The 25,964-nt window shown below is 60.9% G+C and carries 28 protein-coding genes and 1 pseudogene; 17 read left to right on the top strand and 12 right to left on the bottom strand.

Annotation, left to right across the window (positions count from 1 at the left end):
* The first annotated feature begins 13 nt into the window (after nucleotides 1-13).
* The 3 genes from ASU23_RS08705 (at nucleotide 14) to ASU23_RS08695 (ending at nucleotide 2,467) form a co-directional block, all read left to right on the top strand.
* Nucleotides 14-586, top strand: coding sequence for a flavin reductase family protein (locus ASU23_RS08705; RefSeq protein ID WP_007733780.1), 573 nt, complete (start codon nucleotides 14-16; stop codon nucleotides 584-586).
* Complete coding sequence (locus ASU23_RS08700; RefSeq protein ID WP_003940303.1) at nucleotides 579-1,205, top strand: superoxide dismutase; 627 nt, start codon at nucleotides 579-581, stop codon at nucleotides 1,203-1,205. Before ASU23_RS08705 ends, ASU23_RS08700 begins: the two co-directional genes overlap by 8 nt.
* A gap of 170 nt (nucleotides 1,206-1,375) precedes the next feature.
* Nucleotides 1,376-2,467: an alpha/beta fold hydrolase gene (locus ASU23_RS08695; protein ID WP_007733778.1), complete on the top strand. Its 1,092-nt coding sequence runs from the start codon at nucleotides 1,376-1,378 to the stop codon at nucleotides 2,465-2,467.
* 1 nt (nucleotide 2,468) lies between these two features.
* Here ASU23_RS08695 and ASU23_RS08690 read toward each other — a convergent pair whose 3' ends face one another.
* Nucleotides 2,469-3,737: a VWA domain-containing protein gene (locus ASU23_RS08690; protein WP_058037734.1), complete on the bottom strand. Its 1,269-nt coding sequence runs from the start codon at nucleotides 3,735-3,737 to the stop codon at nucleotides 2,469-2,471.
* A 173-nt stretch (nucleotides 3,738-3,910) separates the two neighbouring features.
* Here ASU23_RS08690 and ASU23_RS08685 point away from each other — a divergent pair, with 173 nt between their 5' ends.
* Nucleotides 3,911-4,873, top strand: a complete 963-nt coding sequence (locus ASU23_RS08685) for a sensor domain-containing diguanylate cyclase (RefSeq protein ID WP_058037733.1) — start codon at nucleotides 3,911-3,913, stop codon at nucleotides 4,871-4,873.
* Between the two features lie 95 nt (nucleotides 4,874-4,968).
* Here the strand turns inward: ASU23_RS08685 and ASU23_RS08680 are convergent, their stop codons facing one another.
* Nucleotides 4,969-6,273: an HNH endonuclease signature motif containing protein gene (locus ASU23_RS08680; protein ID WP_058037732.1), complete on the bottom strand. Its 1,305-nt coding sequence runs from the start codon at nucleotides 6,271-6,273 to the stop codon at nucleotides 4,969-4,971.
* Between the two features lie 158 nt (nucleotides 6,274-6,431).
* Between ASU23_RS08680 and ASU23_RS08675 the strand changes: the two genes are divergently transcribed.
* The 4 genes from ASU23_RS08675 to ASU23_RS08660 all read left to right on the top strand — a co-directional run bounded on the left by ASU23_RS08675 (nucleotide 6,432) and on the right by ASU23_RS08660 (nucleotide 9,093).
* Nucleotides 6,432-6,935 (top strand): MarR family winged helix-turn-helix transcriptional regulator, encoded by a 504-nt coding sequence (locus ASU23_RS08675; protein ID WP_058037731.1) that lies wholly within the window; start codon nucleotides 6,432-6,434, stop codon nucleotides 6,933-6,935.
* Nucleotides 6,936-6,959: 24 nt separating this feature from the next.
* Nucleotides 6,960-8,006 (top strand): LLM class flavin-dependent oxidoreductase, encoded by a 1,047-nt coding sequence (locus ASU23_RS08670; protein WP_058037730.1) that lies wholly within the window; start codon nucleotides 6,960-6,962, stop codon nucleotides 8,004-8,006.
* A gap of 8 nt (nucleotides 8,007-8,014) precedes the next feature.
* Nucleotides 8,015-8,581 carry an FMN reductase gene (gene msuE / locus ASU23_RS08665; RefSeq protein ID WP_007731485.1) on the top strand — a complete coding sequence of 189 codons (567 nt, stop codon included), beginning with the start codon at nucleotides 8,015-8,017 and terminating at the stop codon, nucleotides 8,579-8,581.
* Between the two features lie 164 nt (nucleotides 8,582-8,745).
* A complete protein-coding gene (locus ASU23_RS08660) occupies nucleotides 8,746-9,093 on the top strand; it encodes a CD225/dispanin family protein (protein ID WP_058037729.1) in 348 nt (115 codons plus the stop codon).
* A 33-nt stretch (nucleotides 9,094-9,126) separates the two neighbouring features.
* On the opposite strand, the gene ASU23_RS08655 is transcribed toward ASU23_RS08660, so the two are convergent.
* The gene (locus tag ASU23_RS08655) at nucleotides 9,127-10,281 is read right to left on the bottom strand and encodes a lipase family protein (RefSeq protein ID WP_042922323.1); all 1,155 of its coding nucleotides are present in this window, start codon (nucleotides 10,279-10,281) and stop codon (nucleotides 9,127-9,129) included.
* A gap of 38 nt (nucleotides 10,282-10,319) precedes the next feature.
* Here ASU23_RS08655 and ASU23_RS08650 point away from each other — a divergent pair, with 38 nt between their 5' ends.
* Nucleotides 10,320-10,778 (top strand): DUF5990 family protein, encoded by a 459-nt coding sequence (locus tag ASU23_RS08650; RefSeq protein ID WP_058037728.1) that lies wholly within the window; start codon nucleotides 10,320-10,322, stop codon nucleotides 10,776-10,778.
* Nucleotides 10,779-10,854: 76 nt separating this feature from the next.
* Nucleotides 10,855-12,336 carry an NAD(P)/FAD-dependent oxidoreductase gene (locus tag ASU23_RS08645; protein ID WP_058037727.1) on the top strand — a complete coding sequence of 494 codons (1,482 nt, stop codon included), beginning with the start codon at nucleotides 10,855-10,857 and terminating at the stop codon, nucleotides 12,334-12,336.
* A gap of 523 nt (nucleotides 12,337-12,859) precedes the next feature.
* Here the strand turns inward: ASU23_RS08645 and ASU23_RS08640 are convergent.
* Both ASU23_RS08640 and ASU23_RS08635 read right to left on the bottom strand, forming a co-directional pair.
* Entirely contained in the window at nucleotides 12,860-13,630 is a 771-nt protein-coding gene (locus tag ASU23_RS08640; RefSeq protein WP_042452705.1) for an ABC transporter permease, read from the bottom strand.
* A gap of 50 nt (nucleotides 13,631-13,680) precedes the next feature.
* Nucleotides 13,681-14,118: a GtrA family protein gene (locus ASU23_RS08635; protein WP_020908979.1), complete on the bottom strand. Its 438-nt coding sequence runs from the start codon at nucleotides 14,116-14,118 to the stop codon at nucleotides 13,681-13,683.
* 141 nt (nucleotides 14,119-14,259) lie between these two features.
* Here ASU23_RS08635 and ASU23_RS08630 point away from each other — a divergent pair, with 141 nt between their 5' ends.
* A complete protein-coding gene (locus tag ASU23_RS08630; protein WP_007731468.1) occupies nucleotides 14,260-14,967 on the top strand; it encodes a TetR/AcrR family transcriptional regulator in 708 nt (235 codons plus the stop codon).
* 49 nt (nucleotides 14,968-15,016) lie between these two features.
* On the opposite strand, the gene ASU23_RS08625 is transcribed toward ASU23_RS08630, so the two are convergent.
* A complete protein-coding gene (locus ASU23_RS08625) occupies nucleotides 15,017-16,513 on the bottom strand; it encodes an MFS transporter (protein ID WP_003940566.1) in 1,497 nt (498 codons plus the stop codon).
* A gap of 99 nt (nucleotides 16,514-16,612) precedes the next feature.
* On the opposite strand from ASU23_RS08625, the gene ASU23_RS08620 reads away from it, so the two are divergent.
* The gene (locus ASU23_RS08620; protein ID WP_080712681.1) at nucleotides 16,613-17,272 is read left to right on the top strand and encodes a TetR/AcrR family transcriptional regulator; all 660 of its coding nucleotides are present in this window, start codon (nucleotides 16,613-16,615) and stop codon (nucleotides 17,270-17,272) included.
* Nucleotides 17,273-17,281: 9 nt separating this feature from the next.
* Here the strand turns inward: ASU23_RS08620 and ASU23_RS08615 are convergent, their stop codons facing one another.
* From ASU23_RS08615 to ASU23_RS08595, 6 genes and pseudogenes are all read right to left on the bottom strand, one after another.
* Nucleotides 17,282-17,485, bottom strand: coding sequence for a PspC domain-containing protein (locus ASU23_RS08615; RefSeq protein WP_003939828.1), 204 nt, complete (start codon nucleotides 17,483-17,485; stop codon nucleotides 17,282-17,284).
* A gap of 190 nt (nucleotides 17,486-17,675) precedes the next feature.
* Complete coding sequence (locus tag ASU23_RS08610; protein ID WP_020970664.1) at nucleotides 17,676-18,524, bottom strand: alpha/beta fold hydrolase; 849 nt, start codon at nucleotides 18,522-18,524, stop codon at nucleotides 17,676-17,678.
* Between the two features lie 543 nt (nucleotides 18,525-19,067).
* Nucleotides 19,068-20,030: a DUF389 domain-containing protein gene (locus ASU23_RS08605; RefSeq protein WP_058037726.1), complete on the bottom strand. Its 963-nt coding sequence runs from the start codon at nucleotides 20,028-20,030 to the stop codon at nucleotides 19,068-19,070.
* Between the two features lie 175 nt (nucleotides 20,031-20,205).
* Nucleotides 20,206-20,547: pseudogene (locus ASU23_RS33270) on the bottom strand (transposase); the annotation flags it as partial.
* A gap of 26 nt (nucleotides 20,548-20,573) precedes the next feature.
* A complete protein-coding gene (locus ASU23_RS08600) occupies nucleotides 20,574-20,741 on the bottom strand; it encodes a hypothetical protein (RefSeq protein ID WP_155277909.1) in 168 nt (55 codons plus the stop codon).
* 153 nt (nucleotides 20,742-20,894) lie between these two features.
* Nucleotides 20,895-21,248, bottom strand: coding sequence for a helix-turn-helix domain-containing protein (locus tag ASU23_RS08595; protein ID WP_007731459.1), 354 nt, complete (start codon nucleotides 21,246-21,248; stop codon nucleotides 20,895-20,897).
* A gap of 109 nt (nucleotides 21,249-21,357) precedes the next feature.
* On the opposite strand from ASU23_RS08595, the gene ASU23_RS08590 reads away from it, so the two are divergent.
* From ASU23_RS08590 to ASU23_RS08570, 5 genes are all read left to right on the top strand, one after another.
* Nucleotides 21,358-21,978, top strand: a complete 621-nt coding sequence (locus ASU23_RS08590) for a malonic semialdehyde reductase (protein ID WP_007731458.1) — start codon at nucleotides 21,358-21,360, stop codon at nucleotides 21,976-21,978.
* A gap of 300 nt (nucleotides 21,979-22,278) precedes the next feature.
* Nucleotides 22,279-22,926, top strand: coding sequence for an ABC transporter permease (locus ASU23_RS08585; protein ID WP_019745160.1), 648 nt, complete (start codon nucleotides 22,279-22,281; stop codon nucleotides 22,924-22,926).
* Nucleotides 22,923-24,134 (top strand): ATP-binding cassette domain-containing protein, encoded by a 1,212-nt coding sequence (locus tag ASU23_RS08580; RefSeq protein WP_007731456.1) that lies wholly within the window; start codon nucleotides 22,923-22,925, stop codon nucleotides 24,132-24,134. Before ASU23_RS08585 ends, ASU23_RS08580 begins: the two co-directional genes overlap by 4 nt.
* A 41-nt stretch (nucleotides 24,135-24,175) precedes the next feature.
* The gene (locus ASU23_RS08575; RefSeq protein ID WP_007731455.1) at nucleotides 24,176-24,955 is read left to right on the top strand and encodes an ABC transporter permease; all 780 of its coding nucleotides are present in this window, start codon (nucleotides 24,176-24,178) and stop codon (nucleotides 24,953-24,955) included.
* Nucleotides 24,952-25,947, top strand: coding sequence for a glycine betaine ABC transporter substrate-binding protein (locus ASU23_RS08570; RefSeq protein ID WP_003939988.1), 996 nt, complete (start codon nucleotides 24,952-24,954; stop codon nucleotides 25,945-25,947). The genes ASU23_RS08575 and ASU23_RS08570 overlap by 4 nt, the downstream gene beginning before the upstream one ends.
* Nucleotides 25,948-25,964: the final 17 nt, after the last annotated feature.

Genomic DNA, 25,964 nt, shown 5'->3' with positions numbered 1-25,964 from the left:
AGAGGGGCGAGGAGTGACCACAAAACTGGTTGGCACCCAATCTGTTTCGGGCGACTCTGTTGATGCGGAGCCGTCCATCCGAAACTCCTTCGTCGAGGCGTTCCGGAACCATCCCGCCGGCGTCTCGATCATCACCGCAACGGGCGATGACGGCCCGGCCGGCATCACGTCATCGTCGGTGATCTCGATCAGCGCCGATCCTGCAGTTCTGGCGTTTTCACTACAGTCGTTGCGAGGCTCTGCGAGCGTCATCGCTTCCGCCCGCAGTTTTGTTGTTCACCTGGCAAATTCGGCGAACGAACGACTGGCTTCCACGTTCGCAACCCGCGGCGCTGTGCGCTTCGGAGACGATATGCCCTGGTCGTTTCTCTCGACGGGTGAACCGTTCCTACATGGGACAGGCCACGCCCTGCGTGCGGTTCCCTTGAATGCCACTACATGTGGCGCCGCAGTGATCGTCACTGCACGCGTCGTCGACGTCATCGATCCGCAGCACATGTCAGCGCCGCTCGTCTATCACAATCGAACCTATCGAAATCTCTCGACTCACAACATTTCCTCAAAGGAAGGCATGTCACATGACTGAATACGTTCTCCCCGAACTGGATTACGACTACGCCGCTCTCGAACCGCACATCTCCGGCGAGATCATGGAACTGCACCACAGCAAGCACCACGCCACGTACGTGGCGGGCGCCAACAGCGCAATCGAGCAGTTGGCTGCTGCGCGCGAAGACGGCACGATCACCGCGAAGGCGCCGCTGCTCAGCAAGAACCTCGCCTTCCACCTCGGCGGCCACACCAATCACTCCATCTTCTGGAAGAACCTCTCCCCCAACGGCGGTGAGCGGCCAGAGGGCGAGTTGGCAGCCGCAATCGACGAGCACTTCGGCACCTTCGACGCATTCGTCAACCACTTCTCCGCTGTAGCAACCACTTTGCAGGGGTCCGGCTGGGCGGTACTGGCCTACGACACGGTCGGGCAGCGCCTGGTCATCGAGCAGCTCACCGACCAGCAAGGCAACATCAGCATCGGTATCGTTCCATTGCTCATGCTCGACATGTGGGAGCACGCTTTCTACCTGCAGTACAAGAACGTCAAGGCCGACTACGTGAAGGCCTACTGGAACGTCATCAACTGGGAAGACGTTGCACAGCGATACGCGACGGCCACAGCCTCGACCGGCTTGATCGTCCCCGCCTGATCGTCCCCACCCGATCACTGCCATATCACCCCGATCAGCCCAGCTCGGCACGGTGGCTCCGTTGCCGAGCTGGGTTTTTACACCCCCGAGATCGATGTATGTGAAGGCAGGTAACATACACCGAGCGCGGCTGACTCGGCCGTCCGCCGATTCGACTCCGAGGGGAACCAGTGCTCGATATCAGTGGTTTGATCGCGACGTGGCGTCCGACGCTGGACACCGCAGCACGCAATGCATGGGGACTCTCCTTCGGCGACGGTGTCGAGAAGACCGAACGCACCCCGTCCGTACTGATCAGCGAAGGTCCACACCGCGATCTGTATCGCTTCGGCGCATTGTGGAGGCCAAGAGGTAATCCGGTTCTCCTCGTACCGCCCCTCGCGGTTTCAGCCGACTGTTACGACCTTCGTGCGGGCCAAAGCCTCGCCGCGCACCTACTGGATGGGGCGAACACGCCCTACCTCCTCGACTACGGGACCATGCGGTACTCCGACCGCGGGATGGGTTTCGAGGCCTGGGTCGACGACATCATCCCCGAAGCGATCCGTACGATCTCGGATCTACACGACGGCGCACCGGTTTCGCTGATCGGGTGGAGCCTCGGCGGGACCATGTCTCTGCTCACGGGCTCCGCTCACTCCGACCTGCCGATCGCATCGATCACGGCAATCGGAACGCCAATCGATTACACGAAGATTCCCGCTATCAGCCCCTTGAGGCTGATCGGCAAATACACGGGCGACACCCCACTCACGTCCGCGACCAATCTTGTCGGCGGACTACCTGCTCCACTCGTTCAGGCGAGTTACAAGGTGACGGCGTTGCAGCGCGAAGTTCTCAAGCCATGGTTCATCATGCGCAACCTCCACAACACCGAGACACTGGCTCGCATGGAATCGATAGACAAGTTCATGGCAGCCATGCCTGGATACCCTGGCAAGGCTTTTCAGCAGATCTGCGAACAACTCATGCTCGGCAACAATCTCTACAACGACGCCGTCACGCTTGCCGGACGCGAGATCAAACTGTCAGCTCTGAGCGTTCCCGTTCTCGCGATCGGCGGCACCACTGACGTGATTGCACCCATCGCTTCGGTGGAAGCAATCACGTCGGTCCTCACCGGCGCGCCGTCGGTCCGGTTCGAGAAGGCGCCGGGAAGTCACCTCGGGCTCGTTGCCGGCCCCACCGCGAGAGACTCCACCTGGGCGCACATCGACGAATTCTTGAAAGAGAATGCACCGCAGTTGGTTTCGACCAGCTAAATCACGGCGTTGTGATGCCCGCGGCTACAGCTGCCTTGTGCCAATCCGGGAATTCACTCAGCAAACGGGTGTACAACTGGGCGTCGTCGACGGTGTCGATGTCGTCCAGCGCGAAGAATCCGGCATTGTCGACCACCCTGCCGTCGAGGTCGTCGAGCTTCTCCAGCACTCCGTAGTTGGCCTTGCCGATTCCGACGAACTGCCAAAAGGCCGGGAGCCCAGACGCTTCGCGCATCAATTTCGTGATTTCCTTGCGCTCGCTGAAGCCTCCGTCGGTGAAGAACAGGACGAGCGTCGGCGCGGAACCACGTGTCAGGCCGGAAAGAATCTCAGTCATGATCGGCACTTCACGATTTGCGGCGCCGATCTTGTCGTAGTTGAATCCGCCGTGCGAGCCGCGCAAGTGCAGGTAGGTATCCGACCACTCTTCCGCGTCATGGACAGAGATCTCGGGAAGTTTGACGAAGCTGACTGCATACAAGTACGGCTCCAGCTTGCCGTCGTCATCGAGTTGGATCGCAACGGGAATCATGCGTTCGACAACACGATGCACCACTCTGGTGCGGTACTGCTTGGCCATACTTCCGGTTTTGTCGATCACCAGGACCACCCGTGCCCGAATTCCGTTGCCACCCTTGGTCAGCAGGACCTTGGCCACTTCGCGCTTTCGGAGGTCCAGCTTCTCCCGCTTCACCATGGAGAGTTTGGCTTCGTCGGGCACGGTCCGGATACCGCCTGTCGATTCAGCAGAGCCGGCGGGTCGAGCCGGCGGTTCCTCGCCGACCGAAACGCCGAATGCTGTTACCAGGTCCGCCAATCCGCTGTCCCAGCCAGCTGACACGTTTCGCAGCTTCCAGCCCGTGCCGCGGCGATAGATCTCGACGAGAACCGCTGCTCTCTCACTCGTCAACCCCAAAGCCTGAGCCACGATGGCGGTGGAACCAACCTGCTCCACCACGACCCCAAGGCCCCCGACAGCAGACAGGGTTCCGTTTGCCGCCGCATCAAGTGCCACGGCAACACTCAGCTGATGGATGTCAGCGGGCAACCTCGCAATGTCGATTTCGATGACGCCGCCGGACTCCAAGCGCACCGCGCCTTCGGGTGAGACCGGCTGATTGAAGAAGACAAAATCTGCGTCGTCCCGTACTTTGTTCCGTTCGTCGAGCTGGAACACCATCAGGTCTACCGTGCCCGGGGCGCTACCGTTCACCGCCACCTTCAGCGAAGTTCCCTCAACGACTGTGTTCGCTCCACGCGCCAGCTCCATACCGGAAGATTAGCTGGCCACCAAAGAATCCACGGCCCCGCGGTCGGAAGAATCACAGCACACTTTCAGCAATCGCGAGGATTCTCGAGGCAGACTGTTCGTGGAAGATTTGTCGCACGCGGGACCAAGAGCCTGAACATCGACAGAATCCTAGGGTCGATCAGGAGGTCAAAATGCCGCACGGCCAGACGCGCACCATCCCGATGTTGCCACTCTTGCCACCTCTGACGAATTTCGACGACGCAAGTCGCTCGGTCGTGTCCTACCTCGACGAATATCTTCCGCTGGCACTGTGGTCGATCACGCGGTTCGACGGGTCCAATCAAATCTTTCTCACCGTCTCACCCAACCCACTTCACATCGAAGTCGGCGAGACCCGGGCTTGGCCAAACACCATGTGCAGCGAGGTGGTACTCGGAAATGCGCCGCCAGTCTCATCGAATCGCGCGCTCGTGCGCGCACTGTCCCGTGATGGCAGATGGGAAGGCATTGGCGCATACGTCAGCATCCCAATCCTCCACAACGACGGCAGTCTCTTCGGCACTCTGTGTGGCGCCGACCCGAGTGCGGGCGACTCCGCGCTCGAGGACAACCTAGCCCTCCTCAATCTCCTGTGCCGACTTCTCGGAACCATTCTCGATGTCGACTATCAGCGCGCGCAGTCAGTCCGACTGGCCGAAACTGCGCAACTCGATGCCGAGACCGACCCGTTGACAGGTCTTCTCAATCGGCGCGGGTGGAATCGCATCCTCGAGGCCGAGCAAACTCGGTACCGCCAATTCGCCGATCCGGGAGCTATCATCATCGTCGATCTGGACGGCATGAAGACCATCAACGACGAACTCGGCCACGCCGCGGGCGACGAATACGTTCAAAGGGCCGGCAAGATCTTGGCAGCATGCGCGCACCCTGGTGCGGTGGTTTCACGGTTGGGCGGAGACGAGTTCGGAATCGCTCTGCCCGATACACAGCCGCGCGCCGTCGACTACCTGCTCGAGTGTTTGGAGAAGGCGTTCCGGAATGCCGACGTCTGTTGTTCGATCGGTCGAGCCGACTTTTCCATGACCCAAAGCCTTTCCGAGACTTGGGATACGGCCGATGCGGAGATGTACCGCCACAAGCGCTCGAAGCACTGATTCGACTCCTCCACGGCCGGTTGGCACCGCATCGGAGGATCCCTTCGATGCGGTGCTCGGTCCGTGTTCTGTTGTCGCCAAAGAGGTTTGACCTCTCAGGTTTTGAAGGTGGTGTTCGCCGGCCTGGGTTGCTGTCCGGGGTCGATCGAGGGCGGCGGGATGAACCAGGGTTTGTTGTCGACTCCGATTCGGATTTCCCATTTCCCGACGAACCCTGATTTTCGGTGCATCAGCCGGTGGTGTGAACGGCACAGCAGGACCAGGTTGTTCATCACCGTCGGGCCACCGTTCGCCCAGTGCCGGATATGGTGCGCATCAGTCCACGCCGGCACGCACGTGCAGCCCGGGAAGGCGCAGCCCTTGTCTCGGGCGATCAACGCGACGCGTTGTTCGGCGTTGACCAACCTCTTTCCTGGTTGCGCATCGAGCGGTGCGCCGTGATCGTCGAGCAGAACGGTGGAGAGGAAGCAGTCGCAGCCGAGAAGTCGGGTCTGTGACACGGACAGTGGCCCGAGCCAGGGCATGTGCCCGACATCAAGATCCGACACAGCCATTCCGTCATCAGCAGTGGAGGGTGTTGCGGCGCAGTCCCGATGCTCCGCCAGATCCCGAGCATTGATGTGCACATTCACGTGCGGACGCTGACCACCATCGGTACCGGTTTTCGCGCAGTCCAGGTAACGGCGGATCAGTTCGGCGAACCCGTCCGCCGTGCGCTTCGCCGTCGACCGAGAATCCGGGGTTCCATCCGGTGCCGGGGTGGGCATCGTCAGATTCGACAATGCCGACAGCAGCATTTCACCGGTCAGGGCGTCGAAATCGCCGCGCACCACCACCCGGCCATTGAGCGTCGACGCGATCCGCAACTCATTGAGATCGACATCCTCGGCGGGCGGGATCTCATCCGATTCGAACAACCGCTCCAACGTCGCGATCACGTTCCGCACCTTCGTCGTCGTCGCCTCCACACCCGACGCAGCAGCCAACAACAAATCGATACACTTCGGTAATGCCTCCTCCGGCATGCCCTTCGGTGGTGACTCGCAGAACGCCACGATCAACACGGCATGCTCGAAGGAGCAGTCCCCGCAATCGAACCGAGCCGCCACCGCCGGAAACGGCCGCAAAGCCGCACCCAATGCGGCGATCTTCTTCCCGTCCCGAACCTGCAGCATCGTGTTCGCCGCCAACCAGGACCCCACACCGCGGCTCGCGATCACCTGATCATCCGGGCGCAACGACAACTCGTCCACCACCGCCACTCGAACGGCTTCCAGGCGCAGAATCTCCGCACTCGCCGACACCGCAGCAGCGCGCAACTCGGCAGCAGTCAACTGCCACAGGCGTCCGCGTAACCCCACCGCAGAACCAGACACCACGTCCGACAACAAGACACTCATTGAATCCCCCGATCCCCTCCCCAAATTATACTCGAACATGCGTTCGAGTCAATACCTCGCTACCAGCGCAAATAAGAGCAAGGAATAGTTCGACCGTCACACGCGTATTATTTGAGTAAGCAATACTTGCGGTCGCAAATAAATGGAGGGCGTCACCGATGACAACTGATGAACACGTACGTGGTCGTGTGTGGCGCGACCTCGTCGTCTCCCACAGCGTCATCCTCGGCAAGATGGAGGCGGATCTTCGAACCACCACCGGGCTCACCCTTGGCCAGTACGACGTTCTGCTCCGACTGCACGAAGCTCCGGGAAACACGATCCGAATGGGCGATCTGGCCGAACTGGTCCTGGTCACCACCAGTGGCGTGACGCGCGTCGTCGATCGATTGGTCGAGGCAGGACTGGCAGAGCGCGTTCGCCCGGAAAACGATCGACGCGTCGTGACGGTGTCAATGACGCCTGCGGGCAAGAAGACGCTTCGAAAAGCGTCCGCCATACACACGCGAGGGATCGCCGAATACTTCTCCGATCTCATTGAAACCGAGGAGCTTCCGGTGCTCGAACGCTTCTTCTCCCGACTTGCCACACATCACACGAATCAAGGCGGCGCATGCGATGCGCACGTAGAACAGCTTTCCATCACCCCCACGAACAGATAGCGAGAAACAACATGGCTTTTCGAATTGGGCGTCTACCATTTCGGTGAACTCACCCCAGATCCCACCACCGGCGCGATGATGAATCCCGGTGTCCACCTTCGTCATTTGGTGGAGCAGGCAACCGTTGCCGATCAGGTTGGACTCGATGTCTTCGGCGTCGGCGAGCACCATCGCACCGACTTCGCAGTCTCAGCCCCTGCCGTTGTGCTCGCGGCAATGGCTCAGGCTACCGACAACATCAAGCTGTCCAGCGCCGTAACCGTACTCAGTTCCGACGATCCCGTACGTGTGTTCCAACAGTTCGCGACAGTCGACCTGCTTTCCGAAGGCCGTGCCGAGATCATTGCCGGCCGAGGTTCGTACACGGAGTCATTTCCGCTCTTCGGGTACGACTTGTCCCAGTACAACGAACTCTTCGCCGAAAAGCTTGATCTACTACTGAAACTGCGCGACGAAAACCCGATCAACTGGGAAGGACAACTTCGCCCACCACTGATCGACGGTGACGTGACGCCCCGCCCGGACCGTCAGATTCCGGTGTGGATCGCAGTCGGAGGTACTCCGGCCTCTGTCGTCCGTGCCGCGAAACTGGGCCTGCCCCTCTCACTGGCCATCATCGGTGGAAGTTACCAACAGTTCGAACCGTTCGTCGATCTATACCGCAGGGCTGCAGCGGAGTTCGGACACGATCCGAAGAAACTGGCTGTCTCGATTGCTTCGCCAGGATTTGTCGATACCTCGAAGCAAACAGCACTCGACACGTCGTACCCGTACTTCCAGGCCGGGTGGATGCAGAATCATCATCAGCGCGGAAACGGAGTTCCCATGCCGCGCAGGGCATATGAAGCGCAGGCAACCACCGCGGGTGCGTTCTTCCTCGGCGGCCCGCAGGAAATCATCGACAAGACGATGGCGCAGTACGAACTGTTCCATCATGACCGCATCATGATCCAGATGGGGTTCGGCAACGTGCCACAGAAGGACATGCTGCGGGCGATCGAGATCCTCGGCACCGAAGTAGCCCCCGTTGTGCGTAAGGAAATCGAATCGCTGAAGTCGTCCCAAAAATAGGAGTTTCGATGAGCACACCGCTCAAAATTGTTGCCGTTGTCGGCAACCTCCAAAAACCCTCCAAGACTCGCGCCCTCGTCGACCTGATCGTCGAAACCTTGGGAGACTTCGAGCAGATCGACACACGAGTTTTCGAAATCGTGGATCTGATTCCAGGTCTTGCATCTGCTCTGGATCGCGATCACGTCGACTCAGTGACCGCCGAAGCGCTGGCAGCAGTCGAGTCCGCCGATATCGTCATCGCGGCGTCACCGGTGTTCCGCGGTTCGTACACGGGAATGTTCAAGCATTTTTTCGATCTCGTCGACCAGTACGCGCTTGCCAACACTCCGGTGATTCTTGCCGCTACAGGTGGCAGCGACCGCCATGCTCTCGTGTTGGATCATGCCCTGCGGCCACTGTTCGCTTTCTTCCAAGCGCTGACCGCTCCGGTCGGGATCTATCTCAGCTCAGGTGATTTCGACGGAACGACTATCCTCAACCCCGAGGTATTCGAACGTATCGAGATGGCAGCAAAGGACGTCCTGCCGGTAGCCAGGATGCTCGCGGAGCGGCATCGAGTTGCGCTGACGTGAACGCCCCTCGTCTGCACAACAATGACCCGGAACCACCACCAGCGGTCACGACTGGCAATGCGGCTGATCCAGCACACTTACGCCGCTGATCCACATCGCATCACCGAACACCGTTTTTCAGTGATTCTTCAGCTCCATCGCAGTAGCGTCGAAAGGGCCACCTCATGTCAGGAGCCCCCACGACCACCCCGGATCAACCCACTGTCCAGCAATCCGTTCCTCAGCACCCGATTCGACCACCCGTCAATGCGGGCTGGGCAGTGGTCTCGCTGCTGTTCTTCTGGCCGCTTTCCTTCTCCGCTTTCACGCACGCCTTCAACGTGTATCCGCTGTGGGCTGACGGCGATGTGGCCGGGTCGCGGTATGCGTCCGATCGAGTGAAACGGCTCGGTCAGATCTCGCTGTGGATCGCAGGCGGCCTACTACTCCTGGTCTGCATCCTGTACGCGATTGCGGCAATCGTGTGGTTCGCCAACGGTGGCCACGATTACGGTCCGCGGCGTATGCGCTGAACAGCCACCCTGGACAACCACACCACCAGGACATCACCTCATCAATCGATCGACGAACTCCATGGTCTGGTCCATCGAAGCGACCGTCGTTTGACCGTGGCTGATTCCGGCGAGTTCTTGATACTCGAACTGCGTTCCCCGCGAACGCATGTCGACCAGTTGCGCCCAGGTAAGGGCGACAGGAACCGTTGTGTCCGACACGCTCTGCACCACGCGCAGTGGACGGTCGTAGCCGTCGACCGGCACCTGCATCATCTCGCGGAACAGGTCGTACATGCGCGGCGTCCATACTGACCGAGAAAACAACGAGCTCAACTGGATTCGTTCGGCTCGAATGTGTCGGCCGAGATCTCCGGCGCACAGTGTCCGAGCCTTTTCCATCCACTCGATCCCCTGCGGCGAGAGAACCTCGCGAATGTTCTCTTCGGGTCGTTGATCGTCGATCCCAGCCAGGACGTACAGCGCATATCCCACCAGCCCGGTGATACCGATGTCGGGAAACAGCGGGCCGCCCAACGGAAACAGCCCTTCCATGTGTGTGGGGCCTGCGACGACAACCGAGCCACGGAAATCCAATTCCGGCGCACGAGTGGTGGCATCGTGTCCCGCGAAGTACGCCGCATGACCACCTTCGGACAAACCCGCGACCATCCACCGCGGACTCAGCACATTGCCGTACAACTCGTGCGCGGCCCGCACGATGTCGACGGCATTCGCGCCGGCGGCATGTCCGTCGAGATAGGCCAGCACCCCGTCGGTACCAACTCCCGAGTAGTCGGTAGCGACCACCGCGTACCCCTGCTCCAACCAGCGTTCGATCGGTTCGATCTCGCCCGGACCGAATCCGGTCGACGAGGGTGCACACTGATCCGCACTGCCCAAAGTTCCGTGGGCATAGGAGATGACGGGCCAACCGCCCGCCGGTGGGGCGCCTTCCGGCAGAAACACGGACCCTGACGACTCTCCCCATCTGTCAGCGGTACGCAGAGTTCGATAGACGACCCGCTGCGTCTCACCGGCGCCGACCGGAAACACTGCGGCCGAGAGTTCGCCATAGGACTCCAGCGCGCCCGCGACTTCCGGTTCGTCCGCCGTCGCCACTGCAACACCTGACCCCCACCCGAGACCCGACAACAGAATGCTCGCCACCACGGCCGCAACAGAGGTTCTACCCGAACGACTCACCACGCCAACCCCTCCCGACCTATGCAGAGCATGATGTCGATATGCAGATCATCATCACCGGTCACAGCCTGCCCGGACGTGAGTGTTCCGAAACCGCAACCTTCGAAGAGCGCAGCAACATCCACGTCGGCGTTCAGCGCCGAGGCAAGCCACACGAAATCCTCGACCTCGTACCGGGAGATACCGAGACAGTGCGATGGGAACTGACAGCGAGTCTGGAGCGAAAGTCCGGTGCCTGGGACTTACTCGGTCCATACATCCAGGGTCCACCTCGCGGACGCTTCATCTACCTGTCCTGGGTGACGGTATCCGATGACCAGACGTTCGAGATGTTTCGGCGCGCAAAGCTGATGCTCGACGCGATCCCCGAACACATCGCCGAGGAGGCCGACGCTTCCGGCATGCTCCACGGAGACCTCGGCCTCACCGACGCCGCAGGTAAACCACTGTGTGCGGCTATCCGACCGCCGACGATCACATGGTCACCCTCGCCTTACTGAGCATCGTTCAGTAGTGTGGAGATCGAACACTTAGTCTGCCCGGTGGCCCCACACGATCGATACGGAGTCCGAACTGATGAGCACCGAACACCTCGATGTCCTGATCGTCGGCGCCGGCTTGTCCGGCATCGGTGCTGCGTATCGACTCCAGACCGAGCTTCCCGGCAAGTCGTACGCAATCCTCGAGGCCCGTGCGAACAGTGGCGGAACCTGGGACCTCTTCAAATACCCTGGCATCCGATCGGATTCCGACATGTTCACGCTCGGCTACCCGTTTCGGCCGTGGACAGATGCCAAAGCAATCGCCGACGGTGATTCGATCCTCCGGTACGTGCGCGACACCGCGCGAGAGAACGGGATCGACAAGAAGATTCGGTACAACCGGAAGGTGACGGCCGCATCATGGTCGTCAGCGGACTCGACGTGGTCAGTCACGGTCACGACCGGCGACGAAGACGAAACACTGACCTGCAACTTCCTCTATCTCTGCAGCGGTTACTACAGCTACGAGGGCGGATACACCCCCGACTTCCCCGGACGTGAATCGTTTGCCGGCGAGGTTGTGCACCCGCAGTTCTGGCCCGAAGAACTAGATTACTCCGACAAGAAGGTCGTTGTGATCGGAAGCGGCGCCACCGCAGTCACTTTGGTCCCCACGATGTCACGGGACGCAAGCCACGTCACGATGCTCCAGCGATCACCGACATACATTCTGGCTCTGCCGTCCAGCGACAAATTATCGGACATTATTCGCGCAGTACTGCCGAATCAACTCGCGCACAGCATCGCTCGATGGAAGAGCATCGTAGTGAACCTGAGTTTCTACCAACTGTGCCGGCGCAGTCCTGCGCGTGCAAAGCGGTTGCTGAACCTCGCGATCAGTCGCCAACTCCCGGAAGAGATCCCACTCGATCCTCACTTCACACCCACCTACGATCCCTGGGATCAACGCTTGTGCGTCGTACCGGACGGCGATTTGTTCAAAGCCCTCCGATCCGGCAAGGCCTCGATCGAGACCGATCGCATCGACACTTTCACCGAGACCGGAATTCGTCTCGCGTCAGGTCGCGAACTCGAAGCTGACATCATCGTCACTGCAACAGGATTGAAGATGGAAGCGTGCGGCGGGATGTCGATCGAAGTGGACGGCGAACCCGTCACCCTCGGTGATCGTTACGTCTACAAGGGCATGATGATCAGCGACGTACCGAACTTCGCGATGTGCGTCGGCTACACCAACGCCTCGTGGACTCTGCGAGCAGATCTCACGTCGATGTACGTCTGCCGACTGCTGACGGAGATGGACAAGCGCGGCTATTCGAAGTGCGTGCCGCACGCGAGCGAAGAGATGGACCAGCGGCCGATCCTGGACCTGGCGTCGGGGTACGTCATGCGTGCTGTGGAACAGTTCCCGAAGCAGGGATCGAAGTCACCGTGGAACATGCGTCAGAACTACATCCTTGATCGTCTTCACTCCACGTTCGGGAGCATCAACGACCACATGACGTTCTCGAAGGCGCCAGCTCGACAGTCGACGCCGGAACCGAGCAAGAGTTGAGCGGACCACGAACAACCAGGTAGAGCAATCGGGCGAAGCCACCAATCGATCCGACGACAAAGAACACACCCGAACCTGCGACTACTGCACAGAGCGCACCGAGAACGATGATCGCCGACGCCTCTACCATTCGACCGGCGGACTCCGATCCGAGAACGTGTATTTCATCAACTCCTTCGTCCATAAAACTATTTTCAGCCGACCGTCCAGCCGGTTTGTAGGGACTTTAGTCGCGAGTCGGATCAAAATGGACTCATAATTGCAGGTCAAGCGTTCAGTTGGCCATTCCGGCCGGATGATCTCCAGTCCGTTCCGTTGTGATGGTCGGCAACAGAGTGCTGGTCGAATAAATGGACGATTCACGAATCGACACGGTCGTATCAAATCTCCGTGCCTCTCCACCCACTCTTACGCAGGGTGTGGCCCAGCAGCGTGACCACCAGTGAAAACATCGGCAGGGCAATGATCACCCTCGCGGCAAACACCCCCGATCTTCCCGGCCGCGTCCTTCGCAGCGACAAGATCAACGAACTCGCGCAGGCCTGACAGCTTGACCTCGAAAGACGAAACCGCGTGCGACGAGTTCCAACGCCACGGCCACCGAGCAGGTTTGTGCCAACAACAACCCTGCCAATACAAGAATTTGCACAGCACCGGCCTGAACGGCCGATCCCGTCGCGAGCAACACACCGACAAAGGCTCCGGGCAATGTCACGAGGCCGACGGTGCGTGTCTGGTCGACTCCAGGCAGCAGAGCATCGGAGGCAGCGGTTCGGGCTACCTCCCACCGCGCATCGCGTTGGGAAAATCCAAGGCTCAGTGCTGCTTCCACTTCCCCGTACCGGTCGTCGACGGCGTCGAGTCCGCGTTTGGCTGCCATCGATGTTGCAGTCATCGCGCCACCCAGAACAATGCCGCCGATCGGCACCAGAGCGACGCCTTGCAGCGGAACCACTCCGGACAGCAGCATCAGTGGCAGAACCACACCGATTCCCGACGCCAACGCGATGGTCAGCCAAACTCCGGACGTCCCCGCGTTCGAGCGTCGTGCCGCGGTGAAAGACGCTGCAACGAACATGCCGACGAGCACGAGGAGCGCCGACCAGATGTGGGCCAAGGCGGCGGCAAGGATCAACGAAATCGCAGCCAGCTGAAGAGCGCCACGAGCGAGGGCACCGGGGACCACCCGAACGCTACCGAGATAGGTGAATCGGTAGACGAGCGTGGCGACAAGTGCCATGACGATGCAGAGCACAGCCAGACGGATGCCGGAGTCGGCTATCGAAAGGCTCATGGGTCTCAGTGTTCCCTACGAGCCGAGTCCGATCCGAATTCGAGAACCGCTCAGAACACCCAACCGCGAAGGGCGACGAATCGCAGGCCACCGACAATTCCGCTCACGGCGATCACAAGCCCGGCTTGAAGAAGCCCGTCGGCGCCTGGGAGAAGGAAGCCGAGCGCACTGATGGCGGCAGAACTGGCGATCAACCCGACCAGTGCGAGTCCACCGCCTTCCCACTGCGCGGTGAACCAGTTGACGCGATCCGCGGCGTGGAAGGTGAGCCGGCGATGCAGCTCATTGGCCAGAATGGTGCTCAAGACCGCACCAACTGCGTTGGCGACCAGCGCTCCGTCACCGCGCAGCGCCAGAAAAGCGGCAAAGTACAAGATGTTGCTGGCTCCGCCGACGAGGGCAAAACGAACGAGCTGAGCAAAGGCGCCGTCGCCGGCAAGGGCGCGAAGCCTCGTTGCCGCGAAACCTGCACTCCGCGTACCCACCATCGAGATCGGATTGCTCCCGACCCAGATGTCAGACGTGCTCATATCGGCTTCTCTCATACGGACAATCGGAACCACACGTTCCGCTTAGTAATATAGCACTAACGGAATCGATCATTCCGCTTAGTGCCGTAGACTGTGAGGATGCCGACAACACACCCCGACGCTTCTCATGCGGGGACCTCGGCCGACTGCTCACAGCCGCGCCTTCGGTCCGACGCCAAGGCCAACCTCGAGCGCATCCTCAACTCCGCTCGCGAGGTGTTCGCTGCCCAAGGACTCGACGCCACGCTGGCGGACGTCGCGAAGCACGCCGGCGTCGGCGTCGGCACCGTCTATCGCCGGTTCGCCAGCAAGGACGAACTGATCCAGGCACTGTTCGACACGCGGTGTTCCGAGATCGAAACGATCGCCGCCACCGCCCGCGAGATGCCCGACGCCTGGGAAGGTCTTGTCTACTTTCTCGACGTGATCTCTCTGCGCATGGCAGACAACCGCGGATTCGGCGATCTCCTGATGGACGGACGCTTCACGTCCGACACCTTCGCTCGCGCGCGCGCCGGGATCGCTCGACACACTGCGGTACTTGTCAATCGAGCCAAGGAACAGGGCACCCTGCGCAGCGACTTCGAAGTCAACGACATTCCGCTTCTCATGCAGGTCGTCAAGATGGCCCAGAAGTTCGGTGGCGACGAGGCCCCTCAGGCTTACCGCCGCGCACTCGGGTTCATGATCGACGGACTCTGCGCGTCCCGCACCGACCATCGGGAACTGCCCGTGCCGGCGCTGTCCTCCGAGCAACTCGATCACGTCCTTCATCGGTTTCAGGCAACGCCCGGGAAGAACTGCTGAGTCGATTTCGGGGTCGACGCCATTGCGGCGTCGACCCCGAAATTTGCTGTCAGTGGGCGATTACCGGTTCACCTTCCGGCGAATCCGGAAGCAGTCCACTCCGAAGAACCAGTCCGGTCAAGACCGCACCGACCGCGAATATGCCTGCGGCCCAATAGAACGTCGTGGTGTAACTCTCGACGGCGGCCTGCGCCTGAGTCAGCGGATTCATCTCGCGGCCCACCAGGTAGTTGGTGGAAGCCGAGGCGGCAATCGTGCTGAGCAGTGCAGTTCCGATCGAGCCGCCCACCTGCTGCATCGTGTTGACCGTGGCAGATGCGACGCCGGCATCTTCGTGATGCACGCCTGAAGTTGCTCCCTGCATCGACGGGGCGAAAATGCTGCCCATGCCGAGTCCGGTGACGACGAGCCCCGGCAGAATGTGGACTGCATAGGTGCTGTCCACCGAGATCTGGGCCAGCAGAGTCATTCCGATCGCCGCGATGACCATTCCGCTCACGATCAGCACTCGCGGACCGACGCGCGGCAGCAAAACCGCTGTCGAAAGCGTTGCCGCTGTCACGATTCCGAACACCATCGGCATGAATGCGAGGCCGGTCATGATCGGGCTGTACCCGAGGATCAGCTGCATGTAGTACGTCAGGAACAGGAAGACTGCGAACATGCCTGCGCCGGAAAGGAAGATCGCCAGGTACGAGCCCGCCCGGATTCGGTCGAGGACCACCCGCAGCGGAAGAAGTGGGTGCTCGGACTTGGTCTGCCAGTAGATGAACGCCGCCATGAACACGACGCCGGCAACGAGCCACGAGATAGTGGGAGTTGCACTCCACCCGTCCGACTCGGCCTTCGAGAATCCGAAGACGATGCTGAACAAGCTGATCGACACCAGGATCGTTCCGGGGATGTCGAGCTTGGGTCGCGAGTCACTGGTGTGCGGCGCGAGCAACAGGACTGCTCCGACCAGAGCGATCGCCGCGAAGAAGAGATTCACGAAGAGGCACCAGCGCCAGTCGACCCACTCGGTGAGTGCGCCGCCGAGCAGCAGTCCGATGGCGCCACCACCACCGGCAACGGCACCGAAGATACCGAACGCCTTGGCACGCTCACCTGGATCCGTGAATGTCACGGACAGCAGCGACAGGGCTGCCGGGGCAAGGAGCGCACCGAATACGCCTTGGCCGGCACGAGCGGCAACAAGCATTTCGAAGTTGACGGCTGCGCCACCGATGGCGGAAGCGACTGCGAAGCCGATCAGGCCGACGATGAAAGTTCGCCTGCGCCCGAACAAGTCGCTCAATCGACCGCCGAGTAGCAGCAAACTGCCGAACGCCAATGCGTATGCCGTGATGATCCACTGGCGGTCCGAATCACCGAACTCCAGTGAGCGCTGCGCAGCAGGCAGCGCGATGTTGACGATGGTGGCATCCAAGACCACCATCAGCTGCGCAATTCCCAGAACCGCGAGAACCAGCCACCGCTTTGCGTGGTTGTCCCCTGAAGGCGCTGAGGACTGCTCGAATTCAGTCCGTTCAGCAATGTCTGACATAGTCCCTCGCCCAACCTATGCGGAGATGGCTTCTCCGGTTAGCAAAAACGCTACACCAAAACGGAGAGGCTGTCTCCACTTGGCGGGTAGAGTGGGGACATGAGTACCGCAATGGAGCGCCCCCTTCGCGCCGATGCTGCACGTAATCGGCAGTTGATCATCGACGCCGCACGTGAATTGTTCGCCGAAGAAGGGATCGACGTCACACTCGACGACGTCGCCCGGCGCGCGGGGGTCGGCGTCGGAACGGTCTATCGGCGGTTCGCCAGCAAAGAAGAATTGATCGACGGAGTCTTCCAGCAGAACTTCGCCGACATGGCAGCGGCCGCGGACGCGTCACTTGCCAATCCGGATCCGTGGGACGGACTTGTCACCTTTGCCGAATTCGCCTGCAGCCGTATGTCGGTCAACCGCGGACTCAAAGACGTCCTGAACGGAACCGACGAGGGATGCGAGCAAGTCGCATGCCAACGATCCATCATCGAACCGTCGGTCGAGAGGATCTTCTACCGGGCCCAGGAGGCCGGGATGCTGCGCACCGACGCCGTACCGACGGACCTGTTCGGCCTCATCTTCATGGTGGGCGCAGTCACCGAATTTGCTCAGCCCGTCAACCCGACCGTGTGGCGTCGATACCTCTCGGTAATGCTCGACGGCCTACGCACGGAGGGCTTGCACCGTGACGCACTGCCCCTTCCTCCACTGAGTTCGGAGGAATTGCACGAGGCCAAGCAATGCCTGAAAGACCGCCGCCGTTGAGCGGTTCGGTCAGATCTGCTCACGAGGAATGAAAATCCACATCACGATGTAGATCAGAAACTGCGGGCCGGGCAGCAGGCACGAGAGTACGAACAGCAAGCGGACAGTCGACGACTTCCAACCGAAGTACCGAGCGATTCCGGCGCACACCCCACCGAACATTGCTCCCGAGCGGGCGCGGGTGAGCTTGCGGGTATTCATCGGGGAGGTCATGTGTTGTTTCCTTTCAACGGAACTCGCGGTTCATCCGCGTCGACCTCCACTATCCGCTGCCGATCCACCTGTGCGCATCAGGCCATGGACCCATCTTTTCCGACGCGGTGTGTCCTCAGGTACGAGTCCGTCCCCGCGTCGGACTCAGGGTTCTCCCCCACACCCCGGCCTCGGACCTCAGCCTCGCACCTCAGCAGGGAAACATGCGTCGAAGCCGTTTCGGAGCCGCAAAAGGTTGCCAGTTGTCGACGTCCTGCGCCAGACGATCGGCAACGGTCCACAACGCCGACGGGTTGTGGGTCAACCCCATGTGACTGCCTTGCACCGCAATGCTTTCCGACAGGCCTGCCGAGGTTTCACAGCACGCTTGCCATGGAACGATACCGTCGTGCCTGGAGTAGACCGACGTGGCGGGAACAGAAATAGGCGATCCCTGTTCGGATTCGATGCCGTCTACCGGAGGCAGTATCGCGTGATTGCCGGACAAACGAGCGTAGAGAGATCCGACTCTCGTCTGCTCCAGACTGGTGAGACCGAAAGGACTTCCGAGTGTCACTACCTGACGCACCGAATCCGGCAGGTCCCTCGCCAGCTTTCGAGCGTAGATACCGCCCAGACTCCAGCCGATCACCGACACCTTCTGCTCGTATCGATCTGCTACCTCGGCCAATGCGGCAGGCAGTCCGTCGACCACCGTCGCCGTCGGACCGGTGTTCAGACCCAGATTCCAACCGTGAACCCGGTATCCGAGAAAGCTCAAGTATGTCCTCAAGGCGAGAGTCGAAACGTCTGAAGTCAGCAATCCGGGGAGAACGAGGACCGGATGCCCGTCCCCACGCGGCGATCGAAGCAACCACGGAGCCGCGAGAAGCAGTGAAGCGATGTCGACCAGTCCGCGCGTCGGTTCGCTCAGACACATCGCCAAGGATGGTGGCCCCGGAACGAGTGGGTCGACTTCACGAATCAGCGTCGATCGCTGCGCCCAATCGAATTCGGTCTCCGCGAAATCGATCGCCGAGACTTCCGCAACTACGGACACCTGAACTCCTGTCGGCCGGTGCCCTCGTCGGGGCGTGTGGTTGGGCGGTTCCGCGAGCTGTGTGCTCAACCCGCGGAACCTTGTCCTCATCCACCACCGGTAGCGAACCAGGACCCGTTCTGCCCACAGATTCGTGACCAAAGGCCTCTCGACCACACGAACGCTGTGTGATCCAGAACACTAGTTTTGGTTACGTTGCATCTACGTTGCGTAGATGTTTCGTCGCTACCAAGGAGAATCTCGACAAGTCTTGTCAAGCACTGCGGTAGGCCGTTTCCTCCGGCAGAGCCGTCGGCGCTGCCGGTCCGAAGGGTCTGAGTGAAGTCACGCGGCCAATCGGTTGCGTCTCGATTGATCCCCTTTTCCAGTCGCTGCAACCAGCCTGGAAGCCATGATCGGTACAGACAGCGGTACCCAGATCCGACAGTTCGCATGCCGGATCTGTTTGTCGCGACGTTTGTCGGCGCAGACATTCCCACCGATCCGCAAGACAGCTGTCAGCCTGAAGCCTCGAAAGTCCAGTTCCGGCAGTGGGTCAGGCGCCTACGGCGATGTGCCCGGCCTGGCGTCCCGGCGCGTGACTGATTTCCATTGGCGACCGGATCGGGGCAACGAGAACAGCAGCAGCACAACTACTCCAGCGAGCACGATACCGATCAGATTGACACCGAGCTGAGCCAGCGAACTCAGCACGACATTCCACTTACCTGCGAAGACCGCAACGACCGCCAATCCCGCAGCTGGCACCGTCGTCACCGAGATGAACACCCCCACCAGGACCGTAGAGGTAGAGGTGACCGTTGCCAGCATGCCAGCCGCTCCCGCCAGCAGTGCTACCACCAGTGAGAACGGCCCCACCTCGTAGATGAAGTCGAATGCGCGGGCGTTCTCGACATCGCCGATTCCGACCCAGCCCAGACGAATCCACAGCAAGGTAGCCAGGCCGGTGAGGGCCATCGCGGCCGGAAACGAGATCGCGAGGGTACGAATCGAATTTCGCACGAGATCTTTGTCTCGACGTACCAGACCCACTGAAAGCGCTGCCAGCGGCCGGAACTCCGGCCCCACCACCATTGCACCGACCAGGGTCAGCGGCGACGCCGTGGCAACACCGACTGCCGAGAGCAAAAACGCGATCACCAGGAAGGCCAGGAACGCCGGAGTCAGTCGGGCACCTTCGCGCACCTGACCGAGCAACTGCTCCCACACCACTGTCTCGTCGGGTCTTCTCGGGGCCGCAGTGTCCGCCCGTTCTGCGGAGAAGGACAGCATGGTTCCCGTCGGCTCGAACGAAATACCGCCAGCCCTCACCAGGTCCAGAGCAGTCAACGCGGCAAGCACGTCGTTCGCGCATGCGCGGGCTACATCGGCCTCGATCACATCTCCCGGCGGATCGACAGCGGCTCTGAGTGCGAGTGTCACATGAGTAGCCCCAGGTTCGGCGGCCAACATGTTCAGCACATCTCCGGTCCGCTCACTCGGCGAGATGACACGCAGATGCAGCACAGTATTGTCTCCTTCAGCCGGCGGTGGCCTCGGGTGCAGGCAGCATCGACGGCCGGTCCATCACCGGAAACCATAGCGGGCTCGGACATGTCTCAACACCGTGGATTCTCAGCGCTACGAGCCACACTCCCCCGGCGCACATACATCTACCGCACTGCGTTAGTCGCTAGGGCGCTCACGCAGCAGCGGCGGTAGTCGGTCCAAGTTGATAGATCGCGTTATCGCGGAGGAGCGCCCACCACACGTTCAGTCTCCGCCTCCCAACGCAAGAACCGCCTGCGTATGACACTGCCCCTCGGCCCGTTTGCGGGTACAAAAAGCCTACGACTGAGCGTTGTGCCGGATACTGTGCTGCGCGGACAGATAGAAGGCCCGCAGCAGCCTGCGGTCGTACCTGCGCAGCCGGCGCAGATTTCCACTGACTCGGCCCGAATCTCGCGGCACAGGCGCTAGACCCTGAGATGCCGGCCAATCTGTCTGCGCTTCCGAACGCAGACACGTCACCACCCGTGGCGGCGACATCTGCCCAGCCACCCGCACCAACTACCCGTTTGCGGCCTCGACCGCGGCGTCGTCAATCCGAGAGGCGTTGTATGCCTTCTTGTTCCGGAACCACACTTCCGACTTCGTCCGGCCGAATTTTCGAAGTCCGTCAGGCGATTGATAGGTCGAGTCGTCGAGAACACCGGGCGGCCGTTCTCCTTCAGCCATGCGAACAGCAGCACGAAAAGCCATACCCGGCGTCCCCAGGCAGCCCCGAACCGACAAATGTTCGGCCAGTATCGCCCGGGAAAAACGGTAAGGAAATATCAACTGGCAGAAACAGGACCCGCGCAGTCGCTGAACTGCCGTTCGAGCTAGCGCTCAGTTCGAGCAACTCTCGGGTGGCAGATTTTCGGCGGCCCACGTTGTCAGTTCACTGAGAGCGGGGAGCAGCGCCTGCCCCGACGCTGTGAGTTCGTACTCCACGGCGATGGGCGGACCTGCATCGACGCTCCTCGTCACCAGGCCTGCCCCTGCCAACTCCGTCAGGCGTTCCGAGAGCACCGAATCACTGATCCCGCCCACCGCGCGCTTGAGTTCGGAGAATCCCGCCGGCCCGTTCAGCAGCGTGCCGAGAATGACGCCGTTCCACCGTTTGCCCAGGAAGCCGAACGCGCGGGCCAGAGCCCCGTCACATGCGCGGGGCTCGTGTCCCGCTTCGCTCTTGCTTGCCACCCCACCATCCTAGCCACAGTGCTAACGTATCCGTAGGCACTATTTTTTTACTAGCAACTAGCTTTACCGGGTGATGCTCGGTCGAGCTACCACGGAACGGAAACCCCCGATGTCTCTCGACGCAGCCACCCCATTCACCGCCCAGCAACTCGACGAAGCCGGCCGCGAGCTCCTCTTCACTGCGGCTCGCACCGCCAACTCCTTCTCGAACGAACCTGTGACCGACGACGAACTGACTGCGATCTGGGAGCTCGCGAAGTGGGCACCGACCGCGGCCAACACCAATCCGCTACGTGTGCTGTTCGTCCGTACCGAGGAAGGCAAAGCACGCCTCGTCGAGCACATGGCAGACGGCAACAAAGCCAAGACCGAGGCCGCTCCTGCAGTTGCCGTACTGGCGGTGGACACCGAGTTCTACAAGCACATCCCCAACCTGTTCCCCATTCGCCCGGAGATGAAGGACTACTTCGAATCCGACGAGGCTGCCGCCAGTTCGACGAGTCGGTTCAATGCCGCACTTCAGGCCGGCTATGTGATCCTCGCGATTCGCGCACAGGGTCTGGTCGCCGGCCCGATGGCCGGGTTCGACGCCGACGGCATCGACGGCGAATTCTTCGCAGACGGACGTTTCAAGACGATCCTCGTGGTGAACATCGGCCATCCCGGTGAGAACCCCTGGTTCGATCGTCTGCCGCGCCTCTCCGATGAGGATGCGCTCAGCTGGGCCTGAGGACAATTCGGACAAATCAAGCAATGCGGGAGAGTTCTGCGGAACTCTCCCGCTTTGCCATCTACAGCGCGTTTCAACTCTGCCCGCAGTGGGTACATACCCGCGTCTCGCAAAATCTCACGTCCAGAACAACATCCGACACGCTGCAATCGGAATTAGTTGCAGTATCTCAGTTTTTGGACGACAGTCGAGGGAAACCCCTCGGCCTACGGAGGCTGCGGGGAAAGCCCTTGTGCGCCGGTCGGTGTCGAGGGAAGACGTTCGAGCGAGCAGAAGTCCGAAGAAAGTGGGTTCGGAAATATGGGCGCCCTATGGGATTTTGTCGTTGCACGACGACAACAATTGATGACCGACTCGTACCTACATGTTTCAGCAGTTATCCAGTCCGTGATCATCGCGACGATTGCCGCCGTGATCATCGGCATTCTCGTCTACCGGAGCCCGGCGGGATCCTCCATCGCTACGGCGTTGGCCAGCACGATCCTGACGGTTCCTTCATTCGCCCTCCTCGGACTGCTCATTCCGATTCTCGGTCTCGGCGTCGCTCCCACGATCACCGCGTTGATCTTGTATGCCCTGCTCCCGATCATTCGGAACACGATCATCGGTCTGGATGCAGTCAACCCGGCGATCACGGACGCAGCCCGCGGTGTCGGAATGAATCGCATGCACGTACTGAGTCGAATCGAGCTACCGATCGCGTGGCCGTCGATCCTCACCGGCATGCGGGTCAGTACACAGATGCTCATGGGCATCCTCGCCATCGCGGCGTACGCCAAAGGCCCTGGTCTGGGAAACCTGATCTTCTCCGGACTCTCGCGTGTCGGTAGCCCGAATGCTGTTCCGCAAGCGCTGGTCGGCACCGTACTGATCGTCATTCTCGCTCTGATTCTCGACGGAATCTACGTCGTCATCGGTCGTCTCACTACTTCGAAGGGGCTGCAATGACTGAAACCATTCCGTCTGACGTATCCACAGATCAGAAGGTATCCGGGGTCGAGATCGTCCTGGAGTCCGTCACCAAGCGGTACCCGGGCCAGAAAGCTGCAGCGGTGGACAATGTTTCGCTGACTGTTCCGGCCGGTGAAATCGTGGTCTTCGTCGGACCTTCGGGTTGCGGCAAGACGACGACGATGCGCATGATCAACCGCCTGATCGAACCTACCTCCGGCAAGATCACCATCGACGGCAAGGACGCGCTGTCGATCGACCCGGACAAGCTCCGCCGTGGCATCGGGTACTCGATCCAGCAGGCAGGCTTGTTCCCGCACTTCACGATTGCGAAGAACGTCGCGACTGTCCCGGGTCTGATCGGTTGGGACAAGAAACGTATTGCAGCGCGCACCGACGAGATGCTCGACCTCGTAGGCCTCGATCCCGATACCTATCGCGACCGCTACCCTCGCCAATTGTCCGGCGGGCAGCAACAGCGTGTGGGCGTGGCGCGGGCGCTGGCTGCCGATCCTCCGGTGCTGTTGATGGACGAACCTTTCGGTGCCGTCGATCCGATCACCCGCGGCCTGCTCCAGGACGAACTGATGCGTCTGCAGTCGGAGTTGGGTAAGACCATTGTCTTCGTCACGCACGATTTCAACGAGGCAGTCAAACTCGGTGACCGTATTGCCGTGCTGGGCAATCAGTCCAGCATCATGCAGTACGACACTCCGGAAGCGATTCTCGCCAATCCCGCAAACGACATGGTCGCCGGATTTGTCGGGGCGGACGCCTCGCTCAAGCAGCTGACCCTGACACGCGTGCGCCAGATCAAACTCAAGCAGTGCCTCACCGCCCGCGAAACCGATTCGGTGGATGATTTGAGAACCGCACTCGCAGCGCGTAAGTGGAAGTGGGCCCTGATTCTAGATCAGCGCGGACGGCCGCTTCGCTGGGTCTCGCCCGGCCACCTCGCCCATGCGTCGACTCTTCGAGGTGTCGGTAACGAGATCGGCGAAGCCGTGTCCATCCAGTCCACCCTGCAGGATGCTTTGGAAGCTCTTCTCGCAGAGAGCAATGCGTCCACCGTGGTCACCGGACGGCGTGGCGAGTACGTCGGTCTCATCACCATCGACACACTGGTCAGCCATCTTTCCGAAATGCGCGAGGAGCATGCGCACGACCACGACGAAGAGCCAGACACCGAGAACGTCGAGGGTTGAACATGACTGCCACGACAGAGGAGCGCGTCTCCGCGCCTGAGATGGAACCGGACGCCCCCGATCTGGGTGCGGCCGAGAACGCCGCCACGCGCCGTGCGGAACGGATGCGACTGTATGTGCAGCCGGTCATCGTCCTGATCCTGGTTGCGGGCGTGTTGATCTGGGCATTCAGCCGAGATCTCAACGCGACGCAGAAGGCGAGCATCAACCTCGACAACATCGTCACTCTGACCTGGCAGCACGTACTGATCACCGCCGCCGTGGTCATCATCGTCGTCGCCATCGCGGTTCCACTCGGAACCCTGCTGACCAGGCCGAAATTCACCCGCCTGGCACCGTTCTTCGTGGGAATAGCCAACATCGGAGCCGCAGCGCCTGCCATCGGCCTGCTCGTGCTGTTCTATCTCGCGACAAGAACGACCGGCTTCTGGATCGGCGTGTTTCCCATCGCGTTCTATTCGTTGCTTCCGGTGCTGCGCAACACCATCCTCGGCTACCAGCAAGTGGACAAGACCTTGATCGATGCGGGGCGCGGGCAGGGAATGTCTTCGCTCACGGTCCTACGTCAACTCGAGTTCCCGATGGCCGTCCCGTACATCCTTGCGGGACTGCGTACTTCGCTCGTTCTGGCCGTCGGTACCGCGACGCTGTGCTTCCTGGTCAGTGCCGGCGGACTCGGCATTCTGATCGACACCGGATACAAGCTCCGCGACAACGTCACCCTCGTGGTCGGTGCCGTACTGGCGGTGTCGTTGGCCTTGCTGATCGACTGGCTCGGCGCGCTCGCCGAAACTTATCTCGGGCCCAAGGGATTGCGATGACCAAGACTTCGATCACCAGAACGTGGGGCTGGAAACTCGCGGTTGCCACGATCGGCCTCACACTTGTCGCTTCGTGTGGTCTCGAGTCCGGTGGCGCACTGCCCCTGGCCGTCGGCCCCGGCAGCATCGAGCCGGTTCCGGAGCTCGAGGGTGTGAAGATGACCGTCGGCTCCAAGGACTTCACCGAGCAGATCGTGCTCGGGTACGTCATCGAATTCGCGATGGCCGCTGCGGGCGCGGATGTTCGAGACCTCACGAACATCCAGGGCTCGAACAGCACCCGTGACGCACAGTTGAACGGCCAGATCGATCTTGCGTACGAATACACCGGAACCGGCTGGATCAACTACCTCGGCAACGAGACACCGCTTCCCGATTCGCAGGCGCAGTTCGAGGCCGTCCGCGATGCGGACCTTGCTGCGAACGACATGGTGTGGACCGATCCGGCGCCGATGAACAATACGTATGCATTGGCGATGAGCAAGGAGACCGCTGAGAAGACCGGTGTCAAGACCGTTTCCGACTACGCGAAGTTGGTCGAATCCGATCCCGGAGCTGCGGTGACGTGCGTCGAGACCGAGTTCAACGTCCGCCAGGACGGATATCCCGGCCTGGCAGCGAAATACGGTTTCGACGCCTCTCGTGCCCAACGCCAGATCCTGCAGACCGGCATCATCTACCAGGCGACAGCCGATGGCGATCAGTGCAAGTTCGGCGAGGTGTTCACCACCGACGGTCGCATCATCGCACTCGATCTCGTTCTGCTCGACGACGATCTCCAGTTCTTCCCGAAATACAATCCGGCACTGGTGATGAAAAAGGACTTCGCGGAAGCACATCCGCAGGTAGCAGAAGTCATGGCACCGATCTCGGAGCGACTGACCAACGAGGTGATGACCGAGCTCAACCGGCAGGTCGACGTCGACGGCAAGGAGCCGGCGGACGTGGCCCGCGACTGGCTGGTCTCGGAAGGCTTTGTCACGGCGCAGTGATCGGCTGACCGCAACCC

Source organism: Rhodococcus sp. KB6 (assembly GCF_001445685.1).
In the GTDB taxonomy this organism is placed as follows: domain Bacteria; phylum Actinomycetota; class Actinomycetes; order Mycobacteriales; family Mycobacteriaceae; genus Rhodococcus_F; species Rhodococcus_F qingshengii.
The sequence above is the reverse complement of the archived record's forward strand: the minus strand, read 5'-3'. Positions and strand labels throughout refer to the sequence as shown.

Bases quoted from the DNA above. Each gene is read 5' to 3' on its own strand.
- ASU23_RS08680 (WP_058037732.1), bottom strand. From the start codon at position 6,273: ATGAGTGTCTTGTTGTCGGACGTGGTGTCTGGTTCTGCGGTGGGGTTA.
- ASU23_RS08650 (WP_058037728.1), top strand. From the start codon at position 10,320: ATGCAGATCATCATCACCGGTCACAGCCTGCCCGGACGTGAGTGTTCC.
- ASU23_RS08635 (WP_020908979.1), bottom strand. From the start codon at position 14,118: ATGGTGGGTACGCGGAGTGCAGGTTTCGCGGCAACGAGGCTTCGCGCC.
- ASU23_RS08660 (WP_058037729.1), top strand. From the start codon at position 8,746: ATGTCAGGAGCCCCCACGACCACCCCGGATCAACCCACTGTCCAGCAA.
- ASU23_RS08675 (WP_058037731.1), top strand. From the start codon at position 6,432: ATGACAACTGATGAACACGTACGTGGTCGTGTGTGGCGCGACCTCGTC.
- ASU23_RS08575 (WP_007731455.1), top strand. From the start codon at position 24,176: ATGGAACCGGACGCCCCCGATCTGGGTGCGGCCGAGAACGCCGCCACG.
- msuE (WP_007731485.1), top strand. From the start codon at position 8,015: ATGAGCACACCGCTCAAAATTGTTGCCGTTGTCGGCAACCTCCAAAAA.
- ASU23_RS08570 (WP_003939988.1), top strand. From the start codon at position 24,952: ATGACCAAGACTTCGATCACCAGAACGTGGGGCTGGAAACTCGCGGTT.
- ASU23_RS08640 (WP_042452705.1), bottom strand. From the start codon at position 13,630: ATGAGCCTTTCGATAGCCGACTCCGGCATCCGTCTGGCTGTGCTCTGC.
- ASU23_RS08580 (WP_007731456.1), top strand. From the start codon at position 22,923: ATGACTGAAACCATTCCGTCTGACGTATCCACAGATCAGAAGGTATCC.
- ASU23_RS08615 (WP_003939828.1), bottom strand. From the start codon at position 17,485: ATGACCTCCCCGATGAATACCCGCAAGCTCACCCGCGCCCGCTCGGGA.
- ASU23_RS08625 (WP_003940566.1), bottom strand. From the start codon at position 16,513: ATGTCAGACATTGCTGAACGGACTGAATTCGAGCAGTCCTCAGCGCCT.
- ASU23_RS08620 (WP_080712681.1), top strand. From the start codon at position 16,613: ATGAGTACCGCAATGGAGCGCCCCCTTCGCGCCGATGCTGCACGTAAT.
- ASU23_RS08585 (WP_019745160.1), top strand. From the start codon at position 22,279: ATGGGCGCCCTATGGGATTTTGTCGTTGCACGACGACAACAATTGATG.
- ASU23_RS08590 (WP_007731458.1), top strand. From the start codon at position 21,358: ATGTCTCTCGACGCAGCCACCCCATTCACCGCCCAGCAACTCGACGAA.
- ASU23_RS08700 (WP_003940303.1), top strand. From the start codon at position 579: ATGACTGAATACGTTCTCCCCGAACTGGATTACGACTACGCCGCTCTC.
- ASU23_RS08690 (WP_058037734.1), bottom strand. From the start codon at position 3,737: ATGGAGCTGGCGCGTGGAGCGAACACAGTCGTTGAGGGAACTTCGCTG.
- ASU23_RS08645 (WP_058037727.1), top strand. From the start codon at position 10,855: ATGAGCACCGAACACCTCGATGTCCTGATCGTCGGCGCCGGCTTGTCC.
- ASU23_RS08600 (WP_155277909.1), bottom strand. From the start codon at position 20,741: ATGGCTGAAGGAGAACGGCCGCCCGGTGTTCTCGACGACTCGACCTAT.
- ASU23_RS08630 (WP_007731468.1), top strand. From the start codon at position 14,260: ATGCCGACAACACACCCCGACGCTTCTCATGCGGGGACCTCGGCCGAC.
- ASU23_RS08685 (WP_058037733.1), top strand. From the start codon at position 3,911: ATGCCGCACGGCCAGACGCGCACCATCCCGATGTTGCCACTCTTGCCA.